Annotated in this window: 24 protein-coding genes; 8 read left to right on the top strand and 16 right to left on the bottom strand. The window is 67.5% G+C overall.

Features of this window, described 5'->3' with window-relative positions; all coding sequences use genetic code 11:
* From Q0L11_RS18805 to gyrA, 4 genes are all read right to left on the bottom strand, one after another.
* Positions 1–196: peptidylprolyl isomerase (locus Q0L11_RS18805; protein ID WP_296599273.1), on the bottom strand; the 196-nt coding region annotated here is incomplete at its 3' end.
* Positions 193–1,065: a peptidylprolyl isomerase gene (locus Q0L11_RS18800; protein WP_296599272.1), complete on the bottom strand. Its 873-nt coding sequence runs from the start codon at positions 1,063–1,065 to the stop codon at positions 193–195. The genes Q0L11_RS18800 and Q0L11_RS18805, both read right to left, overlap by 4 nt.
* 40 nt (positions 1,066–1,105) lie before the next feature.
* On the bottom strand, positions 1,106–1,600 hold the full coding sequence (gene coaD / locus Q0L11_RS18795; protein ID WP_296599270.1) for a pantetheine-phosphate adenylyltransferase: 495 nt from the start codon (positions 1,598–1,600) through the stop codon (positions 1,106–1,108).
* A gap of 135 nt (positions 1,601–1,735) precedes the next feature.
* On the bottom strand, positions 1,736–4,510 hold the full coding sequence (gene gyrA, locus Q0L11_RS18790; RefSeq protein ID WP_296599269.1) for a DNA gyrase subunit A: 2,775 nt from the start codon (positions 4,508–4,510) through the stop codon (positions 1,736–1,738).
* 187 nt (positions 4,511–4,697) lie between these two features.
* Here gyrA and Q0L11_RS18785 point away from each other — a divergent pair, with 187 nt between their 5' ends.
* From Q0L11_RS18785 to Q0L11_RS18765, 5 genes are all read left to right on the top strand, one after another.
* Positions 4,698–5,732 carry a 2OG-Fe(II) oxygenase gene (locus tag Q0L11_RS18785; protein WP_296599267.1) on the top strand — a complete coding sequence of 345 codons (1,035 nt, stop codon included), beginning with the start codon at positions 4,698–4,700 and terminating at the stop codon, positions 5,730–5,732.
* Positions 5,729–6,808, top strand: a complete 1,080-nt coding sequence (locus tag Q0L11_RS18780) for a 2OG-Fe(II) oxygenase (RefSeq protein ID WP_296599266.1) — start codon at positions 5,729–5,731, stop codon at positions 6,806–6,808. Before Q0L11_RS18785 ends, Q0L11_RS18780 begins: the two co-directional genes overlap by 4 nt.
* 61 nt (positions 6,809–6,869) lie before the next feature.
* Positions 6,870–7,322 carry a DUF3617 family protein gene (locus tag Q0L11_RS18775; protein WP_296599264.1) on the top strand — a complete coding sequence of 151 codons (453 nt, stop codon included), beginning with the start codon at positions 6,870–6,872 and terminating at the stop codon, positions 7,320–7,322.
* A 49-nt stretch (positions 7,323–7,371) separates the two neighbouring features.
* Positions 7,372–8,163 carry a tryptophan 2,3-dioxygenase gene (locus tag Q0L11_RS18770; RefSeq protein WP_296599263.1) on the top strand — a complete coding sequence of 264 codons (792 nt, stop codon included), beginning with the start codon at positions 7,372–7,374 and terminating at the stop codon, positions 8,161–8,163.
* A gap of 211 nt (positions 8,164–8,374) precedes the next feature.
* Positions 8,375–9,118 carry a CPBP family intramembrane glutamic endopeptidase gene (locus tag Q0L11_RS18765; protein WP_296599262.1) on the top strand — a complete coding sequence of 248 codons (744 nt, stop codon included), beginning with the start codon at positions 8,375–8,377 and terminating at the stop codon, positions 9,116–9,118.
* A gap of 58 nt (positions 9,119–9,176) precedes the next feature.
* Here the strand turns inward: Q0L11_RS18765 and ssb are convergent, their stop codons facing one another.
* From ssb to flbT, 10 genes are all read right to left on the bottom strand, one after another.
* The gene (ssb, locus tag Q0L11_RS18760; RefSeq protein ID WP_296599260.1) at positions 9,177–9,656 is read right to left on the bottom strand and encodes a single-stranded DNA-binding protein; all 480 of its coding nucleotides are present in this window, start codon (positions 9,654–9,656) and stop codon (positions 9,177–9,179) included.
* Between the two features lie 140 nt (positions 9,657–9,796).
* Positions 9,797–10,177 (bottom strand): hypothetical protein, encoded by a 381-nt coding sequence (locus Q0L11_RS18755; RefSeq protein WP_296599259.1) that lies wholly within the window; start codon positions 10,175–10,177, stop codon positions 9,797–9,799.
* Between the two features lie 9 nt (positions 10,178–10,186).
* Positions 10,187–10,729 (bottom strand): hypothetical protein, encoded by a 543-nt coding sequence (locus Q0L11_RS18750; protein WP_367183463.1) that lies wholly within the window; start codon positions 10,727–10,729, stop codon positions 10,187–10,189.
* Between the two features lie 220 nt (positions 10,730–10,949).
* On the bottom strand, positions 10,950–13,751 hold the full coding sequence (locus Q0L11_RS18745; RefSeq protein WP_296599256.1) for a hypothetical protein: 2,802 nt from the start codon (positions 13,749–13,751) through the stop codon (positions 10,950–10,952).
* A 139-nt stretch (positions 13,752–13,890) separates the two neighbouring features.
* Complete coding sequence (locus Q0L11_RS18740) at positions 13,891–14,727, bottom strand: flagellin (RefSeq protein WP_296599255.1); 837 nt, start codon at positions 14,725–14,727, stop codon at positions 13,891–13,893.
* A gap of 185 nt (positions 14,728–14,912) precedes the next feature.
* Positions 14,913–15,194 carry a hypothetical protein gene (locus Q0L11_RS18735; protein WP_296599254.1) on the bottom strand — a complete coding sequence of 94 codons (282 nt, stop codon included), beginning with the start codon at positions 15,192–15,194 and terminating at the stop codon, positions 14,913–14,915.
* Between the two features lie 124 nt (positions 15,195–15,318).
* Entirely contained in the window at positions 15,319–16,152 is an 834-nt protein-coding gene (locus Q0L11_RS18730) for a flagellin (protein WP_296599253.1), read from the bottom strand.
* A gap of 282 nt (positions 16,153–16,434) precedes the next feature.
* On the bottom strand, positions 16,435–17,268 hold the full coding sequence (locus Q0L11_RS18725; protein ID WP_296599252.1) for a flagellin: 834 nt from the start codon (positions 17,266–17,268) through the stop codon (positions 16,435–16,437).
* Positions 17,269–17,545: 277 nt separating this feature from the next.
* Positions 17,546–17,914: a flagellar biosynthesis regulator FlaF gene (gene flaF, locus Q0L11_RS18720; RefSeq protein WP_296599251.1), complete on the bottom strand. Its 369-nt coding sequence runs from the start codon at positions 17,912–17,914 to the stop codon at positions 17,546–17,548.
* Positions 17,874–18,299, bottom strand: coding sequence for a flagellar biosynthesis repressor FlbT (flbT, locus tag Q0L11_RS18715; RefSeq protein ID WP_296599250.1), 426 nt, complete (start codon positions 18,297–18,299; stop codon positions 17,874–17,876). The genes flaF and flbT overlap by 41 nt, the downstream gene beginning before the upstream one ends.
* A gap of 199 nt (positions 18,300–18,498) precedes the next feature.
* On the opposite strand from flbT, the gene Q0L11_RS18710 reads away from it, so the two are divergent.
* Together Q0L11_RS18710 and Q0L11_RS18705 are read left to right on the top strand one after the other, a co-directional pair.
* Positions 18,499–20,295, top strand: a complete 1,797-nt coding sequence (locus tag Q0L11_RS18710; RefSeq protein WP_296599248.1) for a tetratricopeptide repeat protein — start codon at positions 18,499–18,501, stop codon at positions 20,293–20,295.
* Between the two features lie 59 nt (positions 20,296–20,354).
* Positions 20,355–20,825 (top strand): hypothetical protein, encoded by a 471-nt coding sequence (locus Q0L11_RS18705; protein ID WP_296599247.1) that lies wholly within the window; start codon positions 20,355–20,357, stop codon positions 20,823–20,825.
* Here the strand turns inward: Q0L11_RS18705 and pseH are convergent.
* Positions 20,822–21,388 (bottom strand): UDP-4-amino-4,6-dideoxy-N-acetyl-beta-L-altrosamine N-acetyltransferase, encoded by a 567-nt coding sequence (gene pseH / locus Q0L11_RS18700; RefSeq protein ID WP_296599245.1) that lies wholly within the window; start codon positions 21,386–21,388, stop codon positions 20,822–20,824. The genes Q0L11_RS18705 and pseH overlap by 4 nt on opposite strands.
* Positions 21,385–22,083, bottom strand: coding sequence for a glycosyltransferase family protein (locus Q0L11_RS18695; protein ID WP_296599244.1), 699 nt, complete (start codon positions 22,081–22,083; stop codon positions 21,385–21,387). Before Q0L11_RS18695 ends, pseH begins: the two co-directional genes overlap by 4 nt.
* A gap of 185 nt (positions 22,084–22,268) precedes the next feature.
* On the opposite strand from Q0L11_RS18695, the gene Q0L11_RS18690 reads away from it, so the two are divergent.
* On the top strand, positions 22,269–22,875 hold a 607-nt coding region (locus Q0L11_RS18690), incomplete at its 3' end, for a MoxR family ATPase (RefSeq protein ID WP_296599243.1).

Raw genomic sequence — 22,875 nt, 5'->3', positions numbered from 1 at the left:
TGCCGGTGCCGGTCGGGTCGCCGCCCTGGGCCATGAAGCCCGGAATCACGCGGTGGAAGACCACGCCGTCATAGAAACCTTCGCGAGCCAGCTCCTTGATGCGCGCCACGTGCTGGGGCGCCAGGTCGGGTCGCAGCTTGATCGTGACCGGACCGGTTTCCAGTTCCAGCAGGAGGGTGTTTTCGGCGTCCATCATTTCACCTCGACAGGGATGTTCACGTCGCAGGCCGTGAAGTTCGCGCCGGCAGCGGCTTGCGCCCGGGCGACCTCGGCCTTGAACCACTTTCCGGCCGGATCGATCACGCGGATCTTCGGCCGTTCATTCTCGGGCATATCGCTCAGGAGGCGCAGCCGTTCCATCTTGTCCTGCGGATCGGGGACCGGCTCGCCTACCTTGATCGCCTTGACCACGTCCTGGCCCGAGAGCACCCGGCCCCAGGCGGTGTAGTTGCGCTCCAGCAGCGGATAGTGCGCGCGCATCAGGAAGAACTGGCTGTTGGCCGAGTCCGGCGACTGGCCACGCGCCGCGCCGGCGACGCCCGGGCAGTAGAGCGCATAACCCGACACCTTCTGGTCGCGGGTCATGGGCGCCAGCATCATCGACTGGGTTGTCACCGGCAGGGCCTTGATGAAGCCCACCTCGGCCACGCTCTGATCGACCGCCAGCACGAACGGCATGTCGGCGCCGCGGCGGAACAGGAATTCGGCCTTCACGTCGGGCTGGGTCGAACCGCCCGTGCCGCGGTTCTCAGGATCGCCGGTCTGGGCCATGAAGTCGTCGATGACGCGGAAGAACGTCTGGCCGTCGTAGAAGTGCGCCTTAGCGAGCTCGCGCACGCGCTGGGTCCACAGCGGCGCGACCTCGGGGACCATCTCGACGACGATCCGGCCCTTGTTGGTGTCGATCACCAGCACGTCGTCCGGGTTCGGCGTGCGCCAGTCGGCGGCGGACGGCGCGGCGGGAGCCGCAGGCTTCGGCGGCGCGGGCGGAGCCTTCTTCTGGGCGACGGCCGTAGTGGCCAGGGCCGCGAACGCTGCGGCGAACAGGACGGTCTTCAACCTCATGGCGCCCCTCGTAGCGAGGTCGCCGCCGGTCCGCCAGCAATTAGGCGCGGCCGACCTTCTCCAGCAGGCGATCCTTGACGGAGGGGCTGACGAACTTGGTCACGTCTCCGCCGAGCTGGGCTATTTCCTTCACCAGCTTCGACGCAATCGCCTGGTGGCGCGGGTCGGCCATGAAGAACACGGTCTCGATCTCGCGATCCAGTTGCTGGTTCATCGCCGTCATCTGGAACTCGAACTCGAAGTCCGCCACGGCGCGCAAGCCGCGGACGATCACCTGGGCCCCCATCTCGCGGGCGAAATGCATCGTCAGGCCTTCGAAGGGCTGGACCAGGATCTCGGTCTGGTTCCGGAGGGGGTTCACCGCCTCCTCCACGATGGCCACTCGCTCGTCCAGCGAGAAGAGCGGCCCCTTGCCGGCGTTGATGGCCACCCCGATCACCAGCTTGTCCACCAGCTTGGCGGCGCGGCCGAGAATGTCGGTATGTCCGTTGTGGATCGGATCGAACGTACCCGGATAAAGGCCGACGCGGGTCATGCGGTTCAGGATCCCCAAAACTCGACCTTCGCCCTTTCGCCGCAGTGCGGCGTGTTGGCAAGCGGAAAACGACCTCCCGCAGGGTGAGGGTCGACGCGGAAGCCCCGGGCGTGGCCGAAGATTCCGCCTCGAACCCTATGCGTCGCCGGGTTCGGGAGCCTCCGGAGCGGCCTCGTTCAGGTCGTCGTCCTCTCCGGTGTCGGCCAGCCGCTCCACCGACACGACGTGCTCGTCGGCGCTGGTGCGGAAGATGATGACGCCCGAGGTGTTGCGGCCGACCATGCGCACCTGGCTGACCGGGGTGCGGATGAGCTGGCCCTGATCGGTGACGAGCAGGATCTGGTCGCCCTCGTCCACCGGGAACGACGCGGCCAGCTTGCCGCCGCGCTTGGTGAGGTCCTGGGCCAGCAGGCCCTGGCCGCCACGGCCCGTGCGGCGGAACTCGTAGGCCGAGGAGCGCTTGCCGTAGCCTTCGGTCGAGACCGTCAGGATGATCTCTTCCGCGGCGCCGAGCTGGGCGAAGCGCTCCACCGAGAGCGCAGCCTCGTCGGCGGCCTCTTCCTCGTCGTCGGGCGCCGCGACGTCCTCGACGTCGTCCGCCTCGCCGCTGGCGGCCCGGCGGTTGGCGTTCGACTGCTTCACATAGGCGGCGCGCTCGGCGGGCGTAGCCTCCACGGACCGCAGGATGGCCATGGAGATGACGCTATCGCCCTCGGCCAGACGTATGCCGCGCACCCCCGTGGAATCCCGGCCTGCGAAGACACGGACCTCATCCACGGCGAAGCGGATGCAGCGGCCCAGCGCCGTGGTCAGCAGGATGTCGTTCTGGTCGGCGTTGCACACGCCGACGCCGATGATCGAGTCGCCCTCGTCCAGCTTCATCGCGATCTTGCCGTTGCGCTTGATGCCGATGAAGTCGCTGAGCTTGTTCCGACGGACGTTGCCCGACCGCGTCGCGAACATCACGTCGTACTGGCCCCACGTCGCCTCGTCCTCGGGCAGTGGAAGGATGGACGTGATGCTCTCGCCCGGCTCGATCGGCAGCAGGTTCACCCAGGCCTTGCCGCGGCCCGTCGCCGTGCCGACCGGCAGGCGCCAGACCTTGAGCTGGAACGCCTTGCCGCCCGACGAGAAGAACAGCATCGGCGTGTGCGTATTGGCCGAGAACACCCGGGTGACGGCGTCCTCGTCCTTGGTCGCCATGCCCGAGCGGCCCTTCCCGCCTCGGTGCTGGGTGCGGTAGATCGCCAGCGGCGTGCGCTTCACGTAGCCGCCGTGGGTCACGGTGATGACCATGTCCTCGCGGGCGATCAGGTCCTCGTCCTCGACGTCGGCGTCGCCGTCGACGATCTGGCTGCGGCGCGGGACGGCGAAGGCGTCCTTCACCGCCACCAGCTCCTCGCGGACGATGGCCATGACCTTCTCGCGGGACGCCAGGATTTCGAGATGGCCCTGGATCGTGCTGGCCAGTTCGCGGGCCTCGCCGAAGATTTCGTCGCGGCCCAGGCCGGTCAGGCGCGACAGCGTCAGCGCCAGGATGGCGCGGGCCTGTTCGTCGGTGAGCCGGATCTCCTTGCCGTCCACCACGATGGTGCGCGGGTCGGCGATCAGCTCGACCAGCGGCAGCATGTCGCCCGCCGGCCAGTCGCGGGCCACTAGGCGCTCGCGCGCCTCGGTCGGGTCCTTGGACGAGCGGATGATGTGGATGAAATCGTCGATGTTGGCCACGGCGATGGCCAGCCCCACCAAGACGTGGCCGCGGTCGCGGGCCTTGGAAAGTTCGAACTTGGTGCGGCGCACCACCACTTCTTCGCGGAAGTCCACGAAGGCGGTGACCATCTCGCGCAGGCCCATCTGCTCGGGCCGGCCGCGGTTCAGCGCCAGCATGTTGACCCCGAACGAGGTCTGCAGCGGCGTGAAGCGGTAGAGCTGGTTCAACAGCACGTCGGCCGAGGCGTCGCGCTTCATCTCGATGACGATGCGCATGCCCTGGCGGTCGCTCTCGTCGCGCAGGTCGGCGACGCCTTCGACGCGCTTCTCGCGCACCAGCTCGGCGATGCGCTCGACCAGCGCGGCCTTGTTCACCTGGTACGGGATCGAAGTGATGATGATCGCCTCGCGATCCTTGCGGATCTCCTCGACCGTCGCCTCGCCGCGCATGATCACCGAGCCCCGGCCGGTCATCAGCGCCGTGCGCGGGCCGGTGCGGCCGATGATCAGGCCGCCTGTCGGGAAGTCGGGCCCCGGCACGATGTCCAGCAGGGCGTCCAGGCCGATCTCCGGATCGTCGACATAGGCCAGGCAGGCGTCGACGACTTCGCCAAGGTTGTGCGGCGGGATGTTGGTGGCCATGCCGACGGCGATGCCGCCCGCGCCGTTCACCAGCAGGTTGGGGATGCGCGACGGCAGGACGATGGGCTCCTGTTCCGAGCCGTCGTAGTTGTCCTTGAAGTCGACCGTGTCCTTGTCGAGGTCCGCGAGGATCGCCATCGCGGCCCGCGTCATGCGGCTTTCGGTATAGCGCATGGCCGCCGGCGGATCGTTGTCCACCGAGCCGAAGTTCCCCTGGCCGTCGATTAGCAGCAGGCTCATCGAGAAGGGCTGCGCCAGGCGCACCAAGGTGTCGTAGATCGCGACGTCGCCGTGCGGGTGATACTTACCCATCACGTCACCGACCACGCGGGCCGACTTCACATAGCTGCGGTCGGGCGTGTGCCCCTGCTCGCCCATCGAGAACAGGATGCGGCGGTGCACGGGCTTCAGACCGTCGCGCACGTCCGGCAGGGCGCGGCTGACGATCACGCTCATGGCGTAGTCGAGGTACGAGCGCTTCAGCTCGTCTTCGATGGCGATAGGGGCGATGCCCCCGGGCCCGTGTTCGGGAGGGGTCGTGGTGCTGTCGTCGGTCAAGGGAAGGAAACGCCGTTCGAATCGGACTGGTCAGGTAGGTGTTCCAATTAGCATCCGGAAGCCGGGTGCGCCACTTCGCGCGTACGCACGTACGTGTATGCGCGTGCGCGTGCGGCGCGTGCGGCAGGCCGCCTCAGGATCGGCCGCGCCGCGTGACCTGGACCACCCGACTGTCTAGTTTGCGCCAATGCCCCTCGCCGTCGGCCAGAACGCCCCTTGGTTCGTCACCCGGACCCCCAGCACCCCGGACTTCGCCTTCGAGACCGCGTCGGGTCGCTACGTGCTGATGCTGTTTCTGCCCGAAGAGCCCGAGGCGCGAGGCGCCGCCGTACGGGCCCTCGCGGCGAATCAGCGGCTGTTCGACGAGGTGAACGCCTGCGCCTTCGTGATCTATCGCGACCCGGCGCTGGAGGCCGGGCTGCGGGACGTGCGCGGCCTTCGCTGGATGATCGATGCGCGCGGCGCGATCACGAAGCGCTACGGACCCGAGCCGCATTGGCTGCTGCTGGATCCCACCCTGCGCGTCCTCGCCTCGGAGCCGATCGAATCGGCCGAGGCGATGTTCGCCCGGATCGCCGCCCTACCCCCGCCTGCGGCGCACGCGGGCGTGCCCCTGCACGCGCCGGCGCTGATCGTGCCCAACGTCTTCGAGCCCGAGCTCTGCGAACACCTGATCGCGCAGCATGAGGCAGACGGCGGGGCCTTTACCGGCGTGATGCGCGACGCGGGCCAGCGCACCGTGGCCGTGATGGACGACCTCAAGAAGCGCCGCGACATCTGGATCGAGGATCCCGAACTGCAGGCCGCGATCCGCGAGCGGCTGGAACGGCGCCTGTACCCGATGATCCAGCGCGCCCTGGGCTTCACCGCAACGCGCATCGAACGCTATTTGGTCAGTTGCTACGACGCCGCCGACGGCGCGGTGTTCCACCCGCATCGCGACAACACCACCCAGGGAACCGCCCACCGCAAGTTCGCCTGCTCGCTGAACCTCAACGGCGGCTTCGAAGGCGGCGACCTGCGCTTCAACGAGTTCGGCCCGGCCACCTACCGCGCGCCGCCTGGGGGCGCCGTTGTCTTCTCCTGCGGCCTGACCCACGAGGCGACTGCGGTGAAGTCCGGCCGCCGCTACGCCTTCCTGCCCTTCCTGTACGACGAGGCCGGCGCCGAGACCCTCGCGGCCTACAACGCGCGCGTCGCCGCGGCGGAGGCCTCGGCATGAGCGGCCGCTGGACCCTGCCGCCCCTCGCGCCCGGCGACATGGCCCCGGACTTCAGGGGCGTCTCGCGCCCGAACCCGAAGTTCCACTTTTCCACCGCCGCGGGCCGGTACGTGCTGATGGGCTTTCTGCCGCGCGACCCGAGCCGGCGCGAGGCCGCCTACGCCGCTGTGCGTCCGCTATTCCAGGTCTGCGAGAGGCAATCCGCCGCCATCTTCCTCATCGTGCCCCAGACGATCGAAGAGGGCGCTCCGCCGGACCGGCACGGGGTGCGATGGTTCTTCGATCCTGCGGAGGAGATCAGGCAGCTCTACCACGTCGGCCCGGAGGGCGGCTGGGCGTTGCTCGACCCGGCGATGCGCGTCATGGCGCTGGCGCCGCTGGAGGCGCCGGGCCCGGTGCTCGACCGCTTCGCCAACCTGCCCTCCGTCGACGACTACGCCGGCGTTCCGCTCGTCGCCCCGGCCCTCATCGTACCGCGTGTGTTCGAACCCGAAATGTGCCGGCGGCTGATCGACATCTACGAGAAGGTCGGGGGCCAGCAGTCTGGCGTCATGCGCGACATCGGCGGCCGCACCGTCGGCGTGATCGACAGCATGAAGCGGCGGCGCGACGTGAACCTGGGGTCGGACAAGGCCATGATCGCGGAGATTCACGCGCGGATCGAGCGGACTGTGGTCCCGATGATCGCCCGCGCCTACCAGTTCCGGCCCACGCGCATCGAGCGCTACATCGTCGCCTGTTACGACGCTGCGGACGGCGGATATTTCATGCCGCATCGTGACAACGAAACGCTGGGGACCGCCCACCGCCGCTTCGCTTGCTCGATCAACCTGAACGCCGAGGAATTCGAAGGGGGCGACCTGCGCTTCCCGGAATTGGGCCGCCGCACTTATCGCCCGCCGACCGGCGGCGCGGTCGTCTTCGCCTGCAACCTGCAGCACGAGGCGACACCGGTGACCCGGGGGCGGCGCTACGCGTTCCTGCCCTTCCTGTATGACGAGGCCGGCCAGGCGATCCGCGACCGCAACGCTGCGTTCATTGAAAGCGCCGGGCCATCGGAGCAGGCCGCGAGCTAAGCTGCGGTTCATCCGGGGCCCGTCACGCTGCCGCCGGAATCAGCCGTAGAGTTCGAGCCCGATGAAAGCCCTGCCCGCCCTCTTCGCCGCCATCTGCGTCGCCGCGCCGGCCAGCGCCGTGGCGGCGACCACGATCCTGCCCGGCTACTGGGAATCGACGAACCGGCTCCTGTCGCCGATCAAGCAGAGCAAGACCGAGAAGCGCTGCATCACCCCGGCCGATGTCGACAAGTTCCTCGCCGGCCCGTCCAACCGCCACTATGCCTGCACCTATCCCACCAAGGTGTTTTCCGGTGGGAAGATCACGCTGAAGGGGACTTGCGTCAGTAAGAAGGGCCGGAAGGTCGCGGTGAAGGGCTCGGGCGCCTACACGCCGACCAGCTTCAACCTCACCGCCGAGATCGCCACCGAGTTCCTTGGCCTCGACATTGCCGGCAAGGCCTCCACCGAGGCGCGCCGTATCGCCGACGTCTGCCCGCCCCCGGAACCCAAGTCGGAAGCCAGCGCGCAGTAGCCCGCGCCGCGCCTTGACAGCTTCGGCCGGGGCGCGTCCCTCAGGCGAGATGACCGACACCATCACCTACGCCGGCTACCTGGGCCTCGACCGCCTGCTGTCCGCCCAGCACCCCACCAGCGACCGCCACGACGAGCTGCTGTTCATCGTCATCCACCAGACGAAGGAACTGTGGCTCAAGGAGATCATCCACGAGGTGCGGCTCGCCAAGCGGCTGATCCGATCCGACGAGGTGGAGCCCGCCTACAAGGCCCTGGCCCGGGTCTCCCGCATCCAGACGATCATGACCCTCTCGTGGGACGTGCTGGCCACCATGACGCCCGCCGACTACCTCAGCTTCCGCGGGGGCCTGGGGACCAGTTCCGGCTTCCAGTCGTGGCAGTTCCGCACGCTGGAATACCTGCTGGGCCTGAAGGACGCGTCCTTCCTCGCCTTCCAGGACGAGGGCAGCGAGGCTCTCGAGGCGCTGAAGGCGGCGCTGGCGGCGCCCAGCCTGTACGACGACGCGATCCACCGGCTGGCCGCCCACGGCCTCGCCGTGCCCTCCGAGGTGCTGGGGCGCGACGTCACCCAGCCCTACGAGCCGACCGCCGCCGTTGAGGACGCCTGGCTCGCCGTCTATCGCGACACCGCACGCTATTGGGAGCTCTATCAGCTCGCCGAGAAGCTCGTGGACCTGGACGACGCCCTGCTCACCTGGCGGCACAAGCACGTGCTCACCGTCGAGCGCATCATCGGCGGCAAGCGCGGCACGGGCGGCAGCGAAGGCGCGAGCTACCTGCAACGCACCCTCCAGCGCCGCTGCTTCCCCGAGCTCTGGTCGTTACGGACCCGCCTCTGATCGCCCAGGGCCCCGCGCCGCTGAGGTTGCCGCCTCGCGCCCTCGCCGCCCATAGTCGAGCCGCCGCCCTTGGAACGGCGGTTGGCAAGAGGCCCCATGGCATGCAGCCTACGATGAGCCGCCCGTCACGGCCTGCCGACCGGTGACGAGCGAACGGGTCGCGAGCGAAAGGCCGACGGGTGGCGGAAGGTCCGCCACCGCGTTCTTCGCCTTGCTCGCGGTCCTGGCGATCCCGTTGTGGCTGGCGGGCGACCGCCTTGGCGTGATTGTCGCCCTTCGGATCCCGGCAAGCGACCTCGCCCTGGCGTTCGTACCCACGGCGGCGGCGCTCGTCCTCGAGGCGTGGCGCAGCGGCTGGAGGGCGCCTCTCGCGCTCCTCGCGCGGGCAGCCGATATCCGCGCCATCGGCCGCGGTCGATGGCTCGCCGCAACCCTCATGCTGGCGCCCTTGCTCTACCTGGCCACCTGGGCGATCATGGCCCTGGCAGGCGGCCAGGGCGCTCCGACACTGTCCGCCACCCGCCTCGCTTTGCTGTTCGCCCTCTTCCTCGTGCTCGCCGCCGGCGAGGAGGTGGGCTGGACGGGATATGCCCTGGATCCGCTCCAGCGCCGCTGGGGCGCACTGGGCGCCAGCCTCATCCTGGCGGTCCCTTGGTGGCTGGGCCACCTGCCGTCGATGCAGGCGGTCGGCGCGACGGCGGCCGACATCGCTTGGTGGGCCCTCGCCGCCCCGGCCCTGCGAATCCTATTCACCTGGCTCTACAACGGGACGGGCGGCGCCCTCGCCTCGGCGGTCATCTTCCACGCCCTGCTCAACCTAAGCCGGATCGCCACCTATCCCGCCGCGGGCCCGCACTACGATCCACGCTACCAGGCGGTGGGGTCGGCGGTCGCGGCCCTCGCGGCCGCGCTGGTCGTCCTCCGCGTCCCAAGCCTCCTGCGACGGCCCCAATAGAAAACGGCCGGCCCCGATTGGAGCCGGCCGTCCGGAAGGCGCGCGAAGGCTCGACGCTCTAGAACGGAATTTCGTCGTCGAGGCTGGCCGAGAAATCCTCACGCGGGGCCGAGCTGGATTGGCGCGGGCCCGACGAGAAGTTGCCGCCGCCGTAACCGCCGCCGTCGCCTTGCTCGGCGTCACCGCCGCGGCCGCCCAGCATGGTGAGTTCGCCGCGGAACTTCTGCAGCACGATCTCGGTGGAATACTTCTCCTGCCCCGACTGATCGGTCCACTTGCGGGTCTGGAGGGCGCCCTCGATGTAGACCGTCGAGCCCTTGCGCAGGTAGTTCTCGCAGACCTTCACGATGTTCTCGTTGAAGACCACCACGCGGTGCCACTCGGTCTTCTCCTTGCGCTCGCCGCTGTTGCGGTCGCGCCAGGTCTCGGACGTGGCGATGCGAAGGTTGGCGACCCGGTCGCCGGAGCCCAGCGAGCGGATTTCGGGATCAGCCCCGAGGTTGCCCACCAGGATGACTTTGTTGACGCTGCCCGCCATGTCGATCTGTTCCTTGGTTTCCGTAGAAAGCGAGTTCGTCGCCGCGCGGCAAGCTAGCCGTTCGCAAATCCGTTAACAAGCTTGAGTTCTATTTTTGTTCCGCACCCGGCGGAACCGTCCACAGCAGAATGACGCGCCGATCACGGCGTCTGCGGCATCGCCCCCGGGATCGCCAGCCGGCCGTCGCCCGTGCGCACCAGAGCCACGTATCGCGGTCCCTCGAGGGACGTCGAGGTGAAGACGCCCTCCTTCTGCAGGAACAGGAAATTCGACTGGTAGGCGCCGTAGATTTCCTGCTGGCTGCCGCCAAGGGTCAGGAACTTTATCCGCATGGCCTCGAGATTGGCCGCGCAGACCTCCAGGCTCTTTGCCTGCACCAGCTTGTTGTACTTGAGCGACCCGTCCTTCTGGGGAACGATGTGGTAGCAAATGCCCGCATCGCCCGGCGGCACGGTCTTCTTCGCGCAGGCGGACAGCGCCAGGGCGGCTACGGCAAGGACGAGGATCGGCTTCGCGGACATGCGCCGACCCTATCCCACGGGCGGAAGACTGCAATCGGGCGCTTGCGGCGCCAGGGTGCGGAAAGTCCGGTTGTCGTCCGAGATCTCGACCTTGCCGGCCACCAGGCGCAGCGTCTGGGCCCCGAAGCGGCCGTAGGTCGCGCCGCCCGGCTTTTCGCAGCGGCCGGCGAACAGGGTCTGGACACAGGCATTGAGGTCGCCGGCCTCTGGCGCGCGCCGCCAGCGGCCGCCGCCGTGCCGCCAGCAGGTCGCGACCGCCGCGGGGGCGTCCGTCGGCGTTTCGGCTTCCGCAGGCGGCAGAGACGACTCCTCGGTCGCGGAAGGCGCCCCCTCCTCCGCCGGCGGGAGCGGCACGATCTGCGCCCCGGCCTCCTGCGCCGCCGCCAGCGCGCCGGTCTCGTCCAGTCCCACGTCGAGGGCGTCCGTCGCGACCCCGTTGCGCCGCGCGCAGTCGGTCAGGCTGAGTTCGCCGACGAATTGCCCCTGGACGAAGCAGCGCAACGGCTTGCCTGGGTCGATCTTGCCGTCCTCGGCGCCGCTGGAATCGATCACCAGCCCGCCTTCGGAAGCTGGCGGCGGCGGCGCTGCGCCCCCGTCGCCCGAGACCAGGACCCAGGCTATCGCGCCCCCGGCGAGCAACGCCCCCAAGCCGCCCAGGAGGACAAGCGGGGGCCCACGCCGGGGCGGATTTTGGTCCGGCTGACTTTCGGGGGCCTTCGGAGGCGTCTCCATGGCGTCTCGCTAGCCCCCCGGCCCTCGGCTTTCAAGCGGTCTAGCCGCCGAGGCGTGCGAGGGCGGCCTGATAGTTGGCGATCTGGTTCGTGAGATAGGCCGGCACCGGGCCAGACGCGGACGCGGCGGCTGCCGCGGACTGGGCGCTCTTGGGCGTCGCCAGGGCCACCAACTCCTTGTAGGCCTTGCGCACGACGCCCATCGCCGTGGCGATGTCGGCGACGGTGTGTGCAATCTCCTTCGCATCGTCGAGGCTGAGATCGGCCTCCAGCCCAAGGCCGAAGATCTGTCCCTTGCCGTCCGCCGGTCGGCTGACGCCCTTGTCGTCGACCTCGGTCTTGCGGACGATCCCCTCCGGGATGCCAAGCAGTTCCAGCGCGTCCTTCCCCGTCTTCCCGGCCGCGAATTCGACGATGGTGCGATCGTTCAGCGGGGCGACGGTGATCTTCCGCGCTCCTTCCGACGTGCCGATCGTCACCTTGGCCTGGAAGCCGGTGGCGCGCTTTATCTTCTGGGCCAGGGTATCGACGGTGTCGTTGTTCTCGATGGTCACCGTCTGGAAGCGGCCGGAACCGACCCGCACCTGGAACTGGTCGCCCGGCCGCAGGCTGCTGCCGGCGGTGATGCGCTGGCTGTCCGTGAGATCCAGCGTGCCCTTGGGCAGGCCCAGGCGATCCAGCGAGCTGGCGCCCGTGTCGTCGATGGCGATGGAGCTCGGCGCGGCGTAGCCGTCCTTGCCCGTGAAGCGCCGTTGCCAGCCCACAGCGCCGGTGGCGGTGTCGATCTGGGCCAGGAAGCCGTCCTTCTTGCCGACCGCGGCCTGCCCTTCGACGTCGCCCGTCCCGGCTGAGCCGGCGATGTAGACCTTGCCGTTGGAGACGGTCAGCGCCGTGGCGCGATCGTCGCCAGCGCCGCCGTAGAAGGCCACCTGGCCGCCGGTCGAAAGATCTTTGGGCAGCCGCGCCACGAAGGCGTCGACGCCGCCGTTGTGCGCCGCCGCGCCCGAGGCGCCGCCGGCGAGGCCCGCGTTGGAGGTGGAGCCGGCGATGACCACGTCGCCGCCGTCCAGCGCCAGGCCTGCGATGTCGCCGCCCTGCAAGTCGCCGAGGTCTTGGGTCGACGAAAGGACCGGCTGGCCCGACGAGATGTCGAAGCGGCGCAAGACGGCGTGGCCGTTCTCGACGCTTGCGGTCACCAGGTTGGTCCCGTCCAGCACCATGCCGGCCGGGCGGTCAGCGCCGGAGCTGCCGAAGTTCATCGTGAAGGTGGCCGGCACCTTGCCCTTGGTCGCAAGGGCGGTCGAGGGCGGGCCGAAACCTTCGATGTAGCTGTCCCAGTCCCCGATCTGTGTTCCGCCGGGCAATGCCGACTTCGAGCGGCCGGCCACATAGACCATGCCGTTGTCGCCAAAGACCACCTGGCTGGCCTCGTCCGCCTGGCGTGCGCCGCGGCGCTGGGTCCACTCTTCCTCGCCGTCGGCGTTGAAGACGGTGACGAAGCTGTCCGTCTGGCTGGCGAAGGTGCTGTTCGAGCCGGAATTCAGGGCGCCTTCCTGAGCGCCGTTAAGGCCGCCGACCACCGAGCCGGCGATCGCCACCTTGCCCGTCGCCGAGACGGCTAGGCCAAGGCCGGTCGCGGTCTCGGAGGCGCCGAGGGTGCGCGTGTAGACGAGGTTGCCCGCCGGATCGTACTTCAGGAGCGCCACGTCCTGGCCGCCCTTGATCGCCTGGCCGCCCGTCTTGTTGACGACGTCGGCCAGCATGTAGACCGAACCGTCGGGTCCGACCTTGGTCTGGCGAACTGTCTTGACCTCAGGTCCCAGCGTCTTGGCGAAGGCGCGGCCGTCCACCCAGTTGGCGTCGTTCTGCCCCTGCACGGGCCCGTCGACGCCCGCGGCCGCCTCGGTCTGGAACTTCAGGAGTTGCTGGACCGCGCGGCTGTCGTTGGTGTCCACCTTGCCGTCCGGGTTCGGGTCGCCCACCGACTGCGACATGTAGACCGCCGGCGCGGTGGAGGCCGCGCTGAAAGTGACGGTCTCGCCATTGGGCTTGATCTTGAACGCCCACTGGTCCGGCCCCGGCCCCAGGCTGATGGTCTTGCCGCCCGCGGTGACCGTCTTCTCCGCCCCCGGCAGCCGCTGGCTGGCGAACCGCGTATCGACGCCGGCGTCCTTGAGCTTGCCGTTGATGAAGTTGATGACGTTGGCGACCGACCGCGTCTGCGTCCCCATGTCGTTGAGGTCGACATCGACGTTATAAGTCACGCCGGAGCGCTTGACTCCAATGGTGAATTTCACATCGCCCGCGAACTGCGGAACCGCGTCGTTGCTGGTTCCCGCGTAGATCGGAGCGGTCGTGTATTCGGTCTTCTTGGCGGCTACCGGAGCCGTGGTCTTGACGGTCGCGCCGACGTCGCCAGCGGTCATCCGGATCTTGTCGAGATCAGCGGCCTTCGCGTAACTAAGAATCTCGTCCAGCCCGCTCGAGAACGTCTTCTGCAGGCGGTCCTTCTCGATGCTGGTGAGGCCCTTCTTCTGGTACTGCTCGACCACGCTGTTGAGCGTCGAGAGCCCCTGGTACATCGAGAAGAGCTTGCGGTAGTCGTCCGACGCGCCGGGCAGGTCGAGCTGGGCCGCGTTCTCGTTGATGAACTTGCGCCCGGCCAGCACCGCCTTCACCGCCGCCGACGCCTCGGCGGGCGTCTGGGTCTGCGTCCAGGGGGCCGTAGGCGCCACCTTCTTGCTCGCACCGGAGCTCAACCCGGCCAACGACGACCCGCCGGACACGCCGTTCCGGGTGTTGTAGATGCCGAGCAGCAGACTGGGATCGATCGGGGTGACCATGGCGCTCTTCGGCGGCTAGCTAATCCGCCGCCTGCGACGGTAAAGGCGGCTTCGTTTACGGCTTGCTAAGACGCCAAAGAAAAAGGGCCCGGACGCCGCGCGGCCAGGCCCTTTCCTACGCCCCAACGGAAACCTGGAATTAGCCGCCGCGGAAGAGCTGCAGCACGATCTGCGGCGCCTGGTTGGCGATGGAGAGCGCCTGGGCGCCCAACTGCTGCTGGACCTGCAGACCCTGCAGCCGCGCGCTTTCCTTGGCGAGGTCGGCGTCGACGAGGTTGCCGACCCCGGCCTCAAGCACGTCGGTGAGCTTGGAGACGAACCCCAGGTGGGCCTCGATCTGCTTGCCCTGCGAGCCGAGGTTGCCCAAGGCCTGGTTGACCTGGGTGATGGAGGTGTTGAGCGAGGCGAGGACGTTGGTCGCGGTCGTCACGGAGGTGATCGACGAGGTGGCCCCCACAGTCAGGATCGAGCCGCCCAGGGAGAGATTCTGGGTCGACAGCGTGATCCGCTGGGTCGCCTCGGCGTTCGCCAGGAACTGGATGTTCGCGCCGACCGATCCGTCGAGGAGATTCGCGCCGTCGAAGGTGGCGTTCGAGACCACCTGGGTGATTTGCCGGAGGATCGCCTTGAAGTCCGAATCGAGCGCGGTGCGCGAGGGCGTGTCCAGCGAGGTGTCCATCGCGGCCACCACCTTGGACTTCAGGTCCACCAGCAGGTCGGAAATCGTTTCACCTGCGGTCATCGAGACCTCGGCGATCGACTGGGCTCGGTCCAGGCTCATCCGCACCGCGCCGAGCGCGCCGATGTCGGCCCGTTGCCCCTGGGCGATGGCCCATACGGCGGCATTGTCCTTGGCGTTCGCGATCTTGAGACCGGTGTTGACGCGGTTCTGGGTGTCGGCCAGCTCGTCGTTGGTCCGGTTCAGATTCTGAAGCGCGGTCAGCGCGGACTTGTTCGTGTTGACGCTGATCGTCATGTCGCTCTCCTAGCGGCGGGACGCCCTCGGATGCGACTCGCACCCCGGACGTGGCTTCACGCTAGGAAGCGCTGGTTCCAATATGGTTAACAAGATTAACGACGTTCGCCGCCGCCAGGCCGACCTGGGGCGGTTGGGACAATTTGTCCTGGGTTGCGCGAGGGGGGTGTCGCGTCCCTGCTGGATCAGGCCTTGGTGCGGACTACCGAGCCGGCTTCGTACTGGCCCGCGTCCTTCAGCCTCAGGACTTCGTCCCTGGGAAGCTGTTGGACGACCTCGCCGGTGAGCCGGTTGATGGTCTTGTAGATGAAGATACCGCTGGCTTGATCCTGTTCGATGACCAGTCGCGTCTCGACCGTGTCCTGACCCTTGCCGGCCGGCGGCTCGCTCTTGGCGGGCGCTACGGGCTGAAGCTGGGCCTTGGCGGACTCGGGCGCGGGCGTGATGGCCGCGGCCTTGGTGTCCATGTCTCCTTCCGCTGAACGTGCGTACAGCGCTCCAGGCTAAGGCGACCGGCGGACAGGGTTTCCCCTGCCCGCCGGCGCAGTTGAAGACCGCGGAGCCGCGTGGGCGGCTTCGCGGCGCAGGGCTTTAACGGAAGAGGCCCAGCAGGATCGACGAAGACTGGTTGGCGATCGACAGCGCCTGGACGCCGAGCTGCTGCTTGGTTTGCAGCGACTGGAGTCGGGCGCTTTCCTTCGCCAGGTCGGCGTCGACGAGGTTGCCGATACCGGCGTCGATCGAGTCCTGGAGCTTGTTGACGAAGTCCAGGTGCGAACCCAGCGCCTTCGAGCCGGTGCCGAGCTTGCTCAGCGCCGTCGAGACGTTGGTGATCGCCGTGTTGACCGTCGAGATCATGCTCGTGGCGGTCGTCTGCGTGCCGATCGAGGCCGAGCTGCTCAGCGAAGCGCCGAGCACCGAGCCGCCCAGGGACAGGTCCTGAGCAGCGACCGTGATCTTCGAGCTGGCGTCCGAGTTGGCCAGGGCCGCGATCGTGGTGCCGCCGTTCTTGACCATGTTGATGCCGTTGAATTCGGCGTTCGACACGGCCTTCCCGAGCTGGTCACGAAGCGCCTTGAAGTCTTCGTTCAGGGCGGTGCGGCTGTTGGTGTCCAGGGACGCGTCGGCGGCGGCCAGGGCCTTTTCCTTCATCTGAAGGAGCAGGTCCGAAACGGTTTCGCCGGCCGAAATGGCCACGTCCACCGTCGATTGACCACGCTGAAGCGACTCGCGGACGGCGTTCAACGACTGGGACGTCGCACGCTGGTTCTGGGCGATGGCCCAGACAGCGCCGTTGTCCTTGGCGTTGTTGATCTTCTTGCCCGTGTTGATCCGGGCCTGGGTCGTGGCGAGATCGTTGTTGGTCGCGTTCAGGTTTTGCAGCGCGACCATCGCGCCGACGTTCGTATTGACCGAGTTGGTCATCGTAGCAGTCCTTCTTTGTAGGATCCGGCGCCGTTCTGGCGGCCGGAGGGCGTTTTGCCCTGCACGACGAGCAGCAATTGGGGGGCCATTCCCGCGTTAACGGAATGACGGTCAACCGACTGAAACAATTGCGTTATTGGGTTGTAAGGGTTACCTTCGGCCGGCAAGATTTGCCGAGCAGAACCCCGTTGGGGCAAAAATTGCCGCGCCCAAACGGCAGTAATTGCCGGGGCGAAAAAGAGACCCCGGGCGGGCCGCGAAGCGCGCCCGGGGCTATGGAACCTACCTGAACAGACCCAGGAGGATGGACGACGACTGGTTGGCGATGCCCAGAGCCTGCACCCCGAGCTGCTGCTTGGTCTGCAGCGACTGGAGCTTGGCGCTTTCCTTCGCCAGGTCGGCGTCGACGAGGTTGCCGATACCGGCGTCGATCGAGTCCTGGAGCTTGTTGACGAAGTCCAGGTGCGAACCCAGCGCCTTCGAGCCGGTGCCGAGCTTGCTCAGCGCCGTCGAGACGTTGACGATCGCCGTGTTGACCGTCGAGATCATGGTGCCCGCGGACGTCAGCGTGCCGATCGAAGCCGTGGCGCTCAGCGAAGCACCGAGCGTCGAGCCACCGAGGGACAGGTCCTGAGCGGCGACCGTGATCTTCGAGGTCGCGTCCGAGTTGGCCAGGGCCGCGATCGTGACGCCGGCGCTCTTGACCATGTTGATGCCGTTGAATTCGGCATTGTTCACGGCCTTGGCGAGCTGGTCACGAAGCGCCTTGAAGTCTTCGTTCAGGGCGGTGCGGCTGTTGGCGTCCAGGGACGCGTCGGCGGCGGCCAGGGCCTTTTCCTTCATCTGAAGGAGCAGGTCCGAAACGGTTTCGCCGGCCGAAATGGCCACGTCCACCGTCGATTGACCACGCTGAAGCGACTCGCGGACGGCGTTCAACGACTGGGACGTCGCACGCTGGTTCTGGGCGATGGCCCAGACGGCGCCGTTGTCCTTGGCGTTGGCGATCCGAAGCCCGGTGTTGATCCTCCCTTGAGTCTTCGCGAGATCCGCGTTGGTCATGTTCAGGTTTTGCAGCGCGATCATCGCGCCGACGTTCGTGTTGACCGAATTGGCCATTGGTAGTCCTTCCATTCTGGAGGGGTTGGTCCGGACTTCTGCCGGCGGGCGATTTTTCGCCCACCCACGGTCTCGCAAGACGCGGGCCAGGATTAACCACGCTCAATTCGCCCTAATCGGCTGTTTTATATGCTCTTTTGGAAGAACATCGTCACGCGCCCGTCGGTCGCGGTTAGCCATGCGCTGCCGCCCGGCAGGAGTTGCCGACCAAGATTGCCGGGCATGAAAAAAGCCGCGGGGTCGCCGCGGCCTTCGTCAGTCCAGCGATGTCTTCGGCTCAGGCGGCGGCCTGCGACCCCTGGGCGGCCAAGCCCTGCATGATCATGCGGTTGATCTCGATCAGCGGCTCGAAATCCTCCTGGTTCCGGATGACCAGGGTGGTGTGCTTGTTCACCCAGATGCTCAGCGAAATGATCGAGGCGCGTAGCGGGGCGGGCAACTGGTTGCCGGTTCTGGCGCAGTCCGCGCCGAGGGTGGACCAAAGGCGACGGTTCCAGTCCAGCGCATCCACGCGCTTGGCGACCTCCGTCCGATCCAGTTTGGAGGCCTCCATCAGCGCGCGGGTGACCTGCGCGAACAGACGGTACTCCATGTCCCGCGGGTTCTCAGCCCGCGTGGCCGCCTGTTGATACGCCTGAAGGGACATTCCCCAGCCTTTCGTCTTCGTAGTCGATGAGCTTCCGGCAGAGCATCAGCGCCTTGTAGTACTCGCGCGCCATGCAGTGCTTGGAGATGTTCACGCACTCCGCCAGGACCGTGGGGTTCGCGATGACCCCCATGAACTCGGTCAGCCGGCGGACGAACTCGTCGTAGTGGCGTTCTGCCGAGCCCTCGTCGAGGTACATCATCATCACGGGGAAATAGATCCTCCGCGCGGGTGTCTGGACCTCTTCGGGCTGCATGATGTCCTTCTCGCGAAGGACCGAAGCCTTGTTCTGGAGGACGAGCACGGCCCGGCGATCGCCGTTCTGAACGACCGCGCCGTTCAGGACGAACTTCTCACCCGGCCTCAGTGACAACTTCAGCGGCAAGTCCCGCCCCCTGTTTTCGGAGCCCACGAACCGGCGAAGCGATTCGAATGAACCATATTCGCCCTCCTTGGCTCCGAACGCATCTCACGCTTACCGGCACTGCGTTAACGCGCGATTGCCATCGATTTTCACACCCAGCCTTAAGCGAGGATTAAGCATAACCGGCGCATCTCACGCTCGATCCTCCGGAGTTCCGCAGATGCCGCCCAAGGCCCCGCCCAGCGCCGTGTCCGCCCTTGCGCTCGACAGCGCCGCCGCACCCGCCGTCAACGTCGCGAAGCTGACGGGCGGCACGATGGGCCAGGCCGGCTCGAAGGAAGCCCTCTCGCGGCTGACCCAAGCCATGGACGAGTTGCGCGCCCTGGCCGTGAAGCCGATGCTGGATCGCGCGGTGGCCGCGCTGAACGCGGAACGCCACCAGGAAGGCGCCGAATGGGCGCTGAAGGCCCTGCACAAGGACGAGACCAGCGGCTTCGGCTGGTACCTGCTGGCGATCAGCCGCGAGCGCGCCGGCGATTTCGCCTCGGCCATTACCGCCTATGAGACGGCGCTGCGCCTGCTGCCCGACCATGCCGAGGTGGCCAACGACCTGGGCCGCCTCGCCTACCGCCTGGGCATGAAGGAACACGCCGAAAAGCTCTTCCGGCACTTCCTCGTGCGCTACCCGAACCATCACGAAGGCTGCAACAACCTCGCCTGCACCCTGCGCGACCGGCAGGCCTTCGGCGACGCCATCGAACTGCTGCGCCCAGCGATCGTCGCCAATCCGCAGGTCGCGATGCTCTGGAACACCATGGGCACGGTGATGGCCGAGCAGGGCGACTACGCGAACGGCGAGATCTTCTTCCGCGAAGCCGTCCGGCTGGATCCCGACTTCGCCAAGGCGGTCTACAACCTCGGCAACGCGCGCCTGTCGCAAGGCGACGCCGAGGAGGCGCTGCTTCTCTGCGAGAAGGCCCTCACTTACCCCATGTCGGATGACGAGCGGCAGATGATGCGCCTGTCGCTCTCGACGATCCTGATCGCCCTCGGCCGAATCGGCGAGGGCTGGGACGTGTACGAATCACGCCTGCACCCTGCCCATCCCGACGTCACCCACTTCCTCGTGGACGCTCCAGCCTGGTCGCCCGGCGCGGACCTTGCCGGCAAGTCGCTGCTGGTGGTCGGAGAGCAGGGTCTGGGCGACGAAATCCTCTTCGCCAACCTGCTGCCGGACGTCATCGAGGCCCTGGGGCCCCACGGCCGCCTGACACTGGCGGTCGAGCCTCGTCTGGTTCCGCTGTTCCAGCGCAGCTTTCCCACCGCGGTCGTCGGCGCCCACGCCACCTACCTCAAGGCGGGCCATACCTACCGCACCCTGCCGTTCGTCGACGACTTCAAGACCTTCGACCTGTGGACGCCCATGGGCTCCCTGCTCCGCGAGTTCCGCCGCTCCACTGCCGCCTTCCCGGACCGGGTCGGCTTCATGACGCCCGATCCCGACCGGGTGGCGCACTGGAAGCGCGAACTCGAAAAGGCGCCGGACGGCGTGAAGGTCGGCCTTCTCTGGAAGAGCAATATCCAGAACAGCGCCCGCCACCGCTTCTTCTCGCCGTTCGACGACTGGGCGCCCGTGCTGAAGGCCAAGGGTGTCTCGCTGATCAACCTGCAATACGGCGACTGCGCCGCCGAGATCGAGCAGGCGCGGCGCGACTATGGGGTCACGATCTGGACTCCGCCCGGCATCGACCTGAAGCAGGACCTCGACGACGTCGCCGCGCTCTGCTGCGCCATGGACCTCGTCGTCGGCTTCTCCAACGCGACGCTGAACCTCGGCGCCGCCTGCGGCGCGCCCACGTGGCTGATCTCGGTGCCCGGCGCCTGGACCCGGCTCGGGACGCCCCGCTACCCCTGGTATCCCCAGGCGCGCACCTTCACCACGCCGGCCTTCGGCAACTGGGCTCCGGTGATGGAAGCGGTCGGCGAGGCCCTCGAAGCTTTCGCGGCGGAACACTGACCCGTTCCAGGGATTGATCGCGGGAGCGCCGGCCGGCGCCCAACGCGAGGAGTTCCCAGATGTCAGAAACGCCCGACCTTGACGGCCAGGAAGGCGCCGAAGCGTACGACGCCCTGCTCGACGACGACGGCTCGAGCCTGGGCGAGGAACGCACGTTCGAGGAACTTCCGGACGTGGAGGACCTCACACAAGTCGACGGCGACCGGGACGAGGACGAGGCCCTGGCGCTCGACGCCGACGAATTCGACCCCGATGCGGTGGACGACGCCGACACCGAGGAAGACGACGAGCTCGACTACCGGGCCGCGACCAGCGAGCGCGAGGACGACCTGGACGGTCTCGGGCCCGATGACAGCTACGACGACGCACGGATCGCGCGCAGCGAGGTCGATGGGCTGGCCGAGACGCGCGACGCCCAGTCCGTGGAGGGCGGCGAGGATGACGTCACGGATTTCGAAGCTCGAAACGTCGACGACGCCGATCTCCAGGACCTGGACTATAGCGGCCCTGACGGGCGCGCGAAGCCTTAGCTGAGATCGAAGCCCTTCTCGCGCAGGCGGCGCAGGCTTTCGGGCCGCTGCGCCGCCCAATCCTCGGCCAGCAGGCCCAGGCCGACCACGTCGAGGGGGCGGCCATCCTTCCAGACATGGGCCCGAAAGAGCGCCTCGCGGCGGAAGCCGAACGACTCGTGCAGCTTCCAGACCGCCTCGTTGCCGACCAGCACCTCGCAGCACAGCTTGTTGAGCCCATGGTCGCGGAAGACGTGCTCGATCACCTGGAACTCCACGTAGGCGCCGACCCCTTTCCCGCGGGTGGATGGATCGGCCAGATAGTAGGCCCAGGAGCATTTCCGGTGCTGCGGCGCGATATCGTAGAGGTTGGTCAGGCCTACGGGCAGGCCATCGAGCTGGATGATCCAGTACTTTCGCGCCGGATCGGCCAGGGCGGCGTTGAACCAACGATCGTGCTCGGGCTCGGAGATCTGGTGGTCGCTGTACATCCAGGCCGAGATCTCGGGCAGGTTCCGCCACGTACGGAGACGGGCCTTGTCGGACCCCTCGACGGGGCGCAGCAGGATTTCCGGCGCGCTCATGCCGCAGCCCCCGAACTGTTGTGCTCCAGAGCCTCGACGTCGGCGCTCGTGAAGGCGGGATTGAGCGGATAGAGGCGTTCGTACACGTCGCGCACGAACGCCAGGTCTTCCGGGAAATCCACCGTCCAGCGCAGGTGCGCCCGAGACGGCGACTGCGAGAGGTAGGCCAACCGGAAGCGGTCGGGCCGGCGGTAGATGAACGGCGTCACGTGCTCGCGCTCATAGGGATCGGCCGCTTCCCGGCACGCCGCCTCCAGCGCGGCGCGCGTCATCACCTCGGTGTCGAGGCCGTGCGGATAGGTGCGAACCGCCGGCGTGTTGCTGGCGTAGTCGGCGCCCGCGGCGCGGAAATGATCGATCGTGGCGTCGATCACCTGCGGATCGGTCAGGGGGCAATCGGCCGTCAGCCGTACGACCGTATCTGCCTCGGGAACAAGCGCCATGGCGCCTGCGAACCGGTCCAGCACGTCGGCCAGCGACCCGCGGAACACCAGATGCCCCAGGCCTTCCACATAGGCCGCCAGGGGGTCGTCGGAGGCGTCGGTGCTGGTGGCCACCACGATGCGGCCGATGCGCGCAGAACGGCCGAGCCGCTCGAGCTGGCGACCGATCATGGGCTCGCCCAGCACGGACGCCATCACCTTGCCCGGCAGCCGGCTGGACGTCATCCGCGCCTGTAGGATCGCCAGGTTCAAGTCCGATGACCTCGTGGAAGCGGCCTGCGCCCCAAGGACTATTCCGCGTCCTCCCGGCGGGCAATGGCCCCAGGCCTTCCCTTACGTCCGGGCGAACGCGCTTGAACATCCGGTGCAGGCCTATAGTCTGCGGCCAGACAAACAACTGTTCGAACGTGGGCTTGGCGCCCGCGCGGGGAGCCTAGATGAGCCAGCGTTTCGAAGGGACCGACAACTACGTCGCCACCGAAGACCTGAAGGTGGCCGTGAACGCCGCCATCGCCCTGGAGCGTCCGCTCCTGATCAAGGGCGAGCCGGGCACCGGCAAGACGGTCCTCGCCTATGAGATCGCCAAGGCGCTCGGCTCGGACCTGATCACTTGGCACATCAAGTCGACCACCAAGGCCACCATGGGCCTTTACGAGTACGACGCGGTGAGCCGCCTGCGCGACAGCCAGCTCGGCGACGAGCGGGTCAAGGACATCAAGAACTACATCAAGAAGGGCAAGCTATGGGAAGCCTTCGAGCACCAGGGCCGTCCCGTGCTGCTGATCGACGAGATCGACAAGGCCGACATCGAATTCCCTAACGACCTCCTGCAGGAGCTCGATCGGATGGAATTCTACGTCTACGAGACCAACGAGACGATCAAGGCGGCCGTCCGCCCGATCGTGATCATCACCTCGAACAACGAAAAGGAACTGCCGGACGCCTTCCTGCGCCGCTGCTTCTTCCACTACATCCGCTTCCCGGACTCGGAGACGATGCAGGAGATCGTCGACGTCCACTATCCGGGGATCAAGAACAAGCTGG

The sequence above is a fragment of the Phenylobacterium sp. genome (genome assembly GCF_024508875.1).
Taxonomy (GTDB): Bacteria; Pseudomonadota; Alphaproteobacteria; order Caulobacterales; family Caulobacteraceae; genus Phenylobacterium.
Note: the sequence above shows the minus strand (reverse complement) of the source record. Positions and strands in the feature narration are given on the sequence as shown.

Bases quoted from the DNA above. Each gene is read 5' to 3' on its own strand.
- Q0L11_RS18800 (WP_296599272.1), bottom strand. From the start codon at position 1,065: ATGAGGTTGAAGACCGTCCTGTTCGCCGCAGCGTTCGCGGCCCTGGCC.
- coaD (WP_296599270.1), bottom strand. From the start codon at position 1,600: ATGACCCGCGTCGGCCTTTATCCGGGTACGTTCGATCCGATCCACAAC.
- Q0L11_RS18785 (WP_296599267.1), top strand. From the start codon at position 4,698: ATGCCCCTCGCCGTCGGCCAGAACGCCCCTTGGTTCGTCACCCGGACC.
- Q0L11_RS18780 (WP_296599266.1), top strand. From the start codon at position 5,729: ATGAGCGGCCGCTGGACCCTGCCGCCCCTCGCGCCCGGCGACATGGCC.
- Q0L11_RS18775 (WP_296599264.1), top strand. From the start codon at position 6,870: ATGAAAGCCCTGCCCGCCCTCTTCGCCGCCATCTGCGTCGCCGCGCCG.
- Q0L11_RS18770 (WP_296599263.1), top strand. From the start codon at position 7,372: ATGACCGACACCATCACCTACGCCGGCTACCTGGGCCTCGACCGCCTG.
- ssb (WP_296599260.1), bottom strand. From the start codon at position 9,656: ATGGCGGGCAGCGTCAACAAAGTCATCCTGGTGGGCAACCTCGGGGCT.
- Q0L11_RS18755 (WP_296599259.1), bottom strand. From the start codon at position 10,177: ATGTCCGCGAAGCCGATCCTCGTCCTTGCCGTAGCCGCCCTGGCGCTG.
- Q0L11_RS18745 (WP_296599256.1), bottom strand. From the start codon at position 13,751: ATGGTCACCCCGATCGATCCCAGTCTGCTGCTCGGCATCTACAACACC.
- Q0L11_RS18740 (WP_296599255.1), bottom strand. From the start codon at position 14,727: ATGACGATCAGCGTCAACACGAACAAGTCCGCGCTGACCGCGCTTCAG.
- Q0L11_RS18735 (WP_296599254.1), bottom strand. From the start codon at position 15,194: ATGGACACCAAGGCCGCGGCCATCACGCCCGCGCCCGAGTCCGCCAAG.
- Q0L11_RS18730 (WP_296599253.1), bottom strand. From the start codon at position 16,152: ATGACCAACTCGGTCAATACGAACGTCGGCGCGATGGTCGCGCTGCAA.
- Q0L11_RS18725 (WP_296599252.1), bottom strand. From the start codon at position 17,268: ATGGCCAATTCGGTCAACACGAACGTCGGCGCGATGATCGCGCTGCAA.
- flaF (WP_296599251.1), bottom strand. From the start codon at position 17,914: ATGTCCCTTCAGGCGTATCAACAGGCGGCCACGCGGGCTGAGAACCCG.
- Q0L11_RS18710 (WP_296599248.1), top strand. From the start codon at position 18,499: ATGCCGCCCAAGGCCCCGCCCAGCGCCGTGTCCGCCCTTGCGCTCGAC.
- Q0L11_RS18705 (WP_296599247.1), top strand. From the start codon at position 20,355: ATGTCAGAAACGCCCGACCTTGACGGCCAGGAAGGCGCCGAAGCGTAC.
- pseH (WP_296599245.1), bottom strand. From the start codon at position 21,388: ATGAGCGCGCCGGAAATCCTGCTGCGCCCCGTCGAGGGGTCCGACAAG.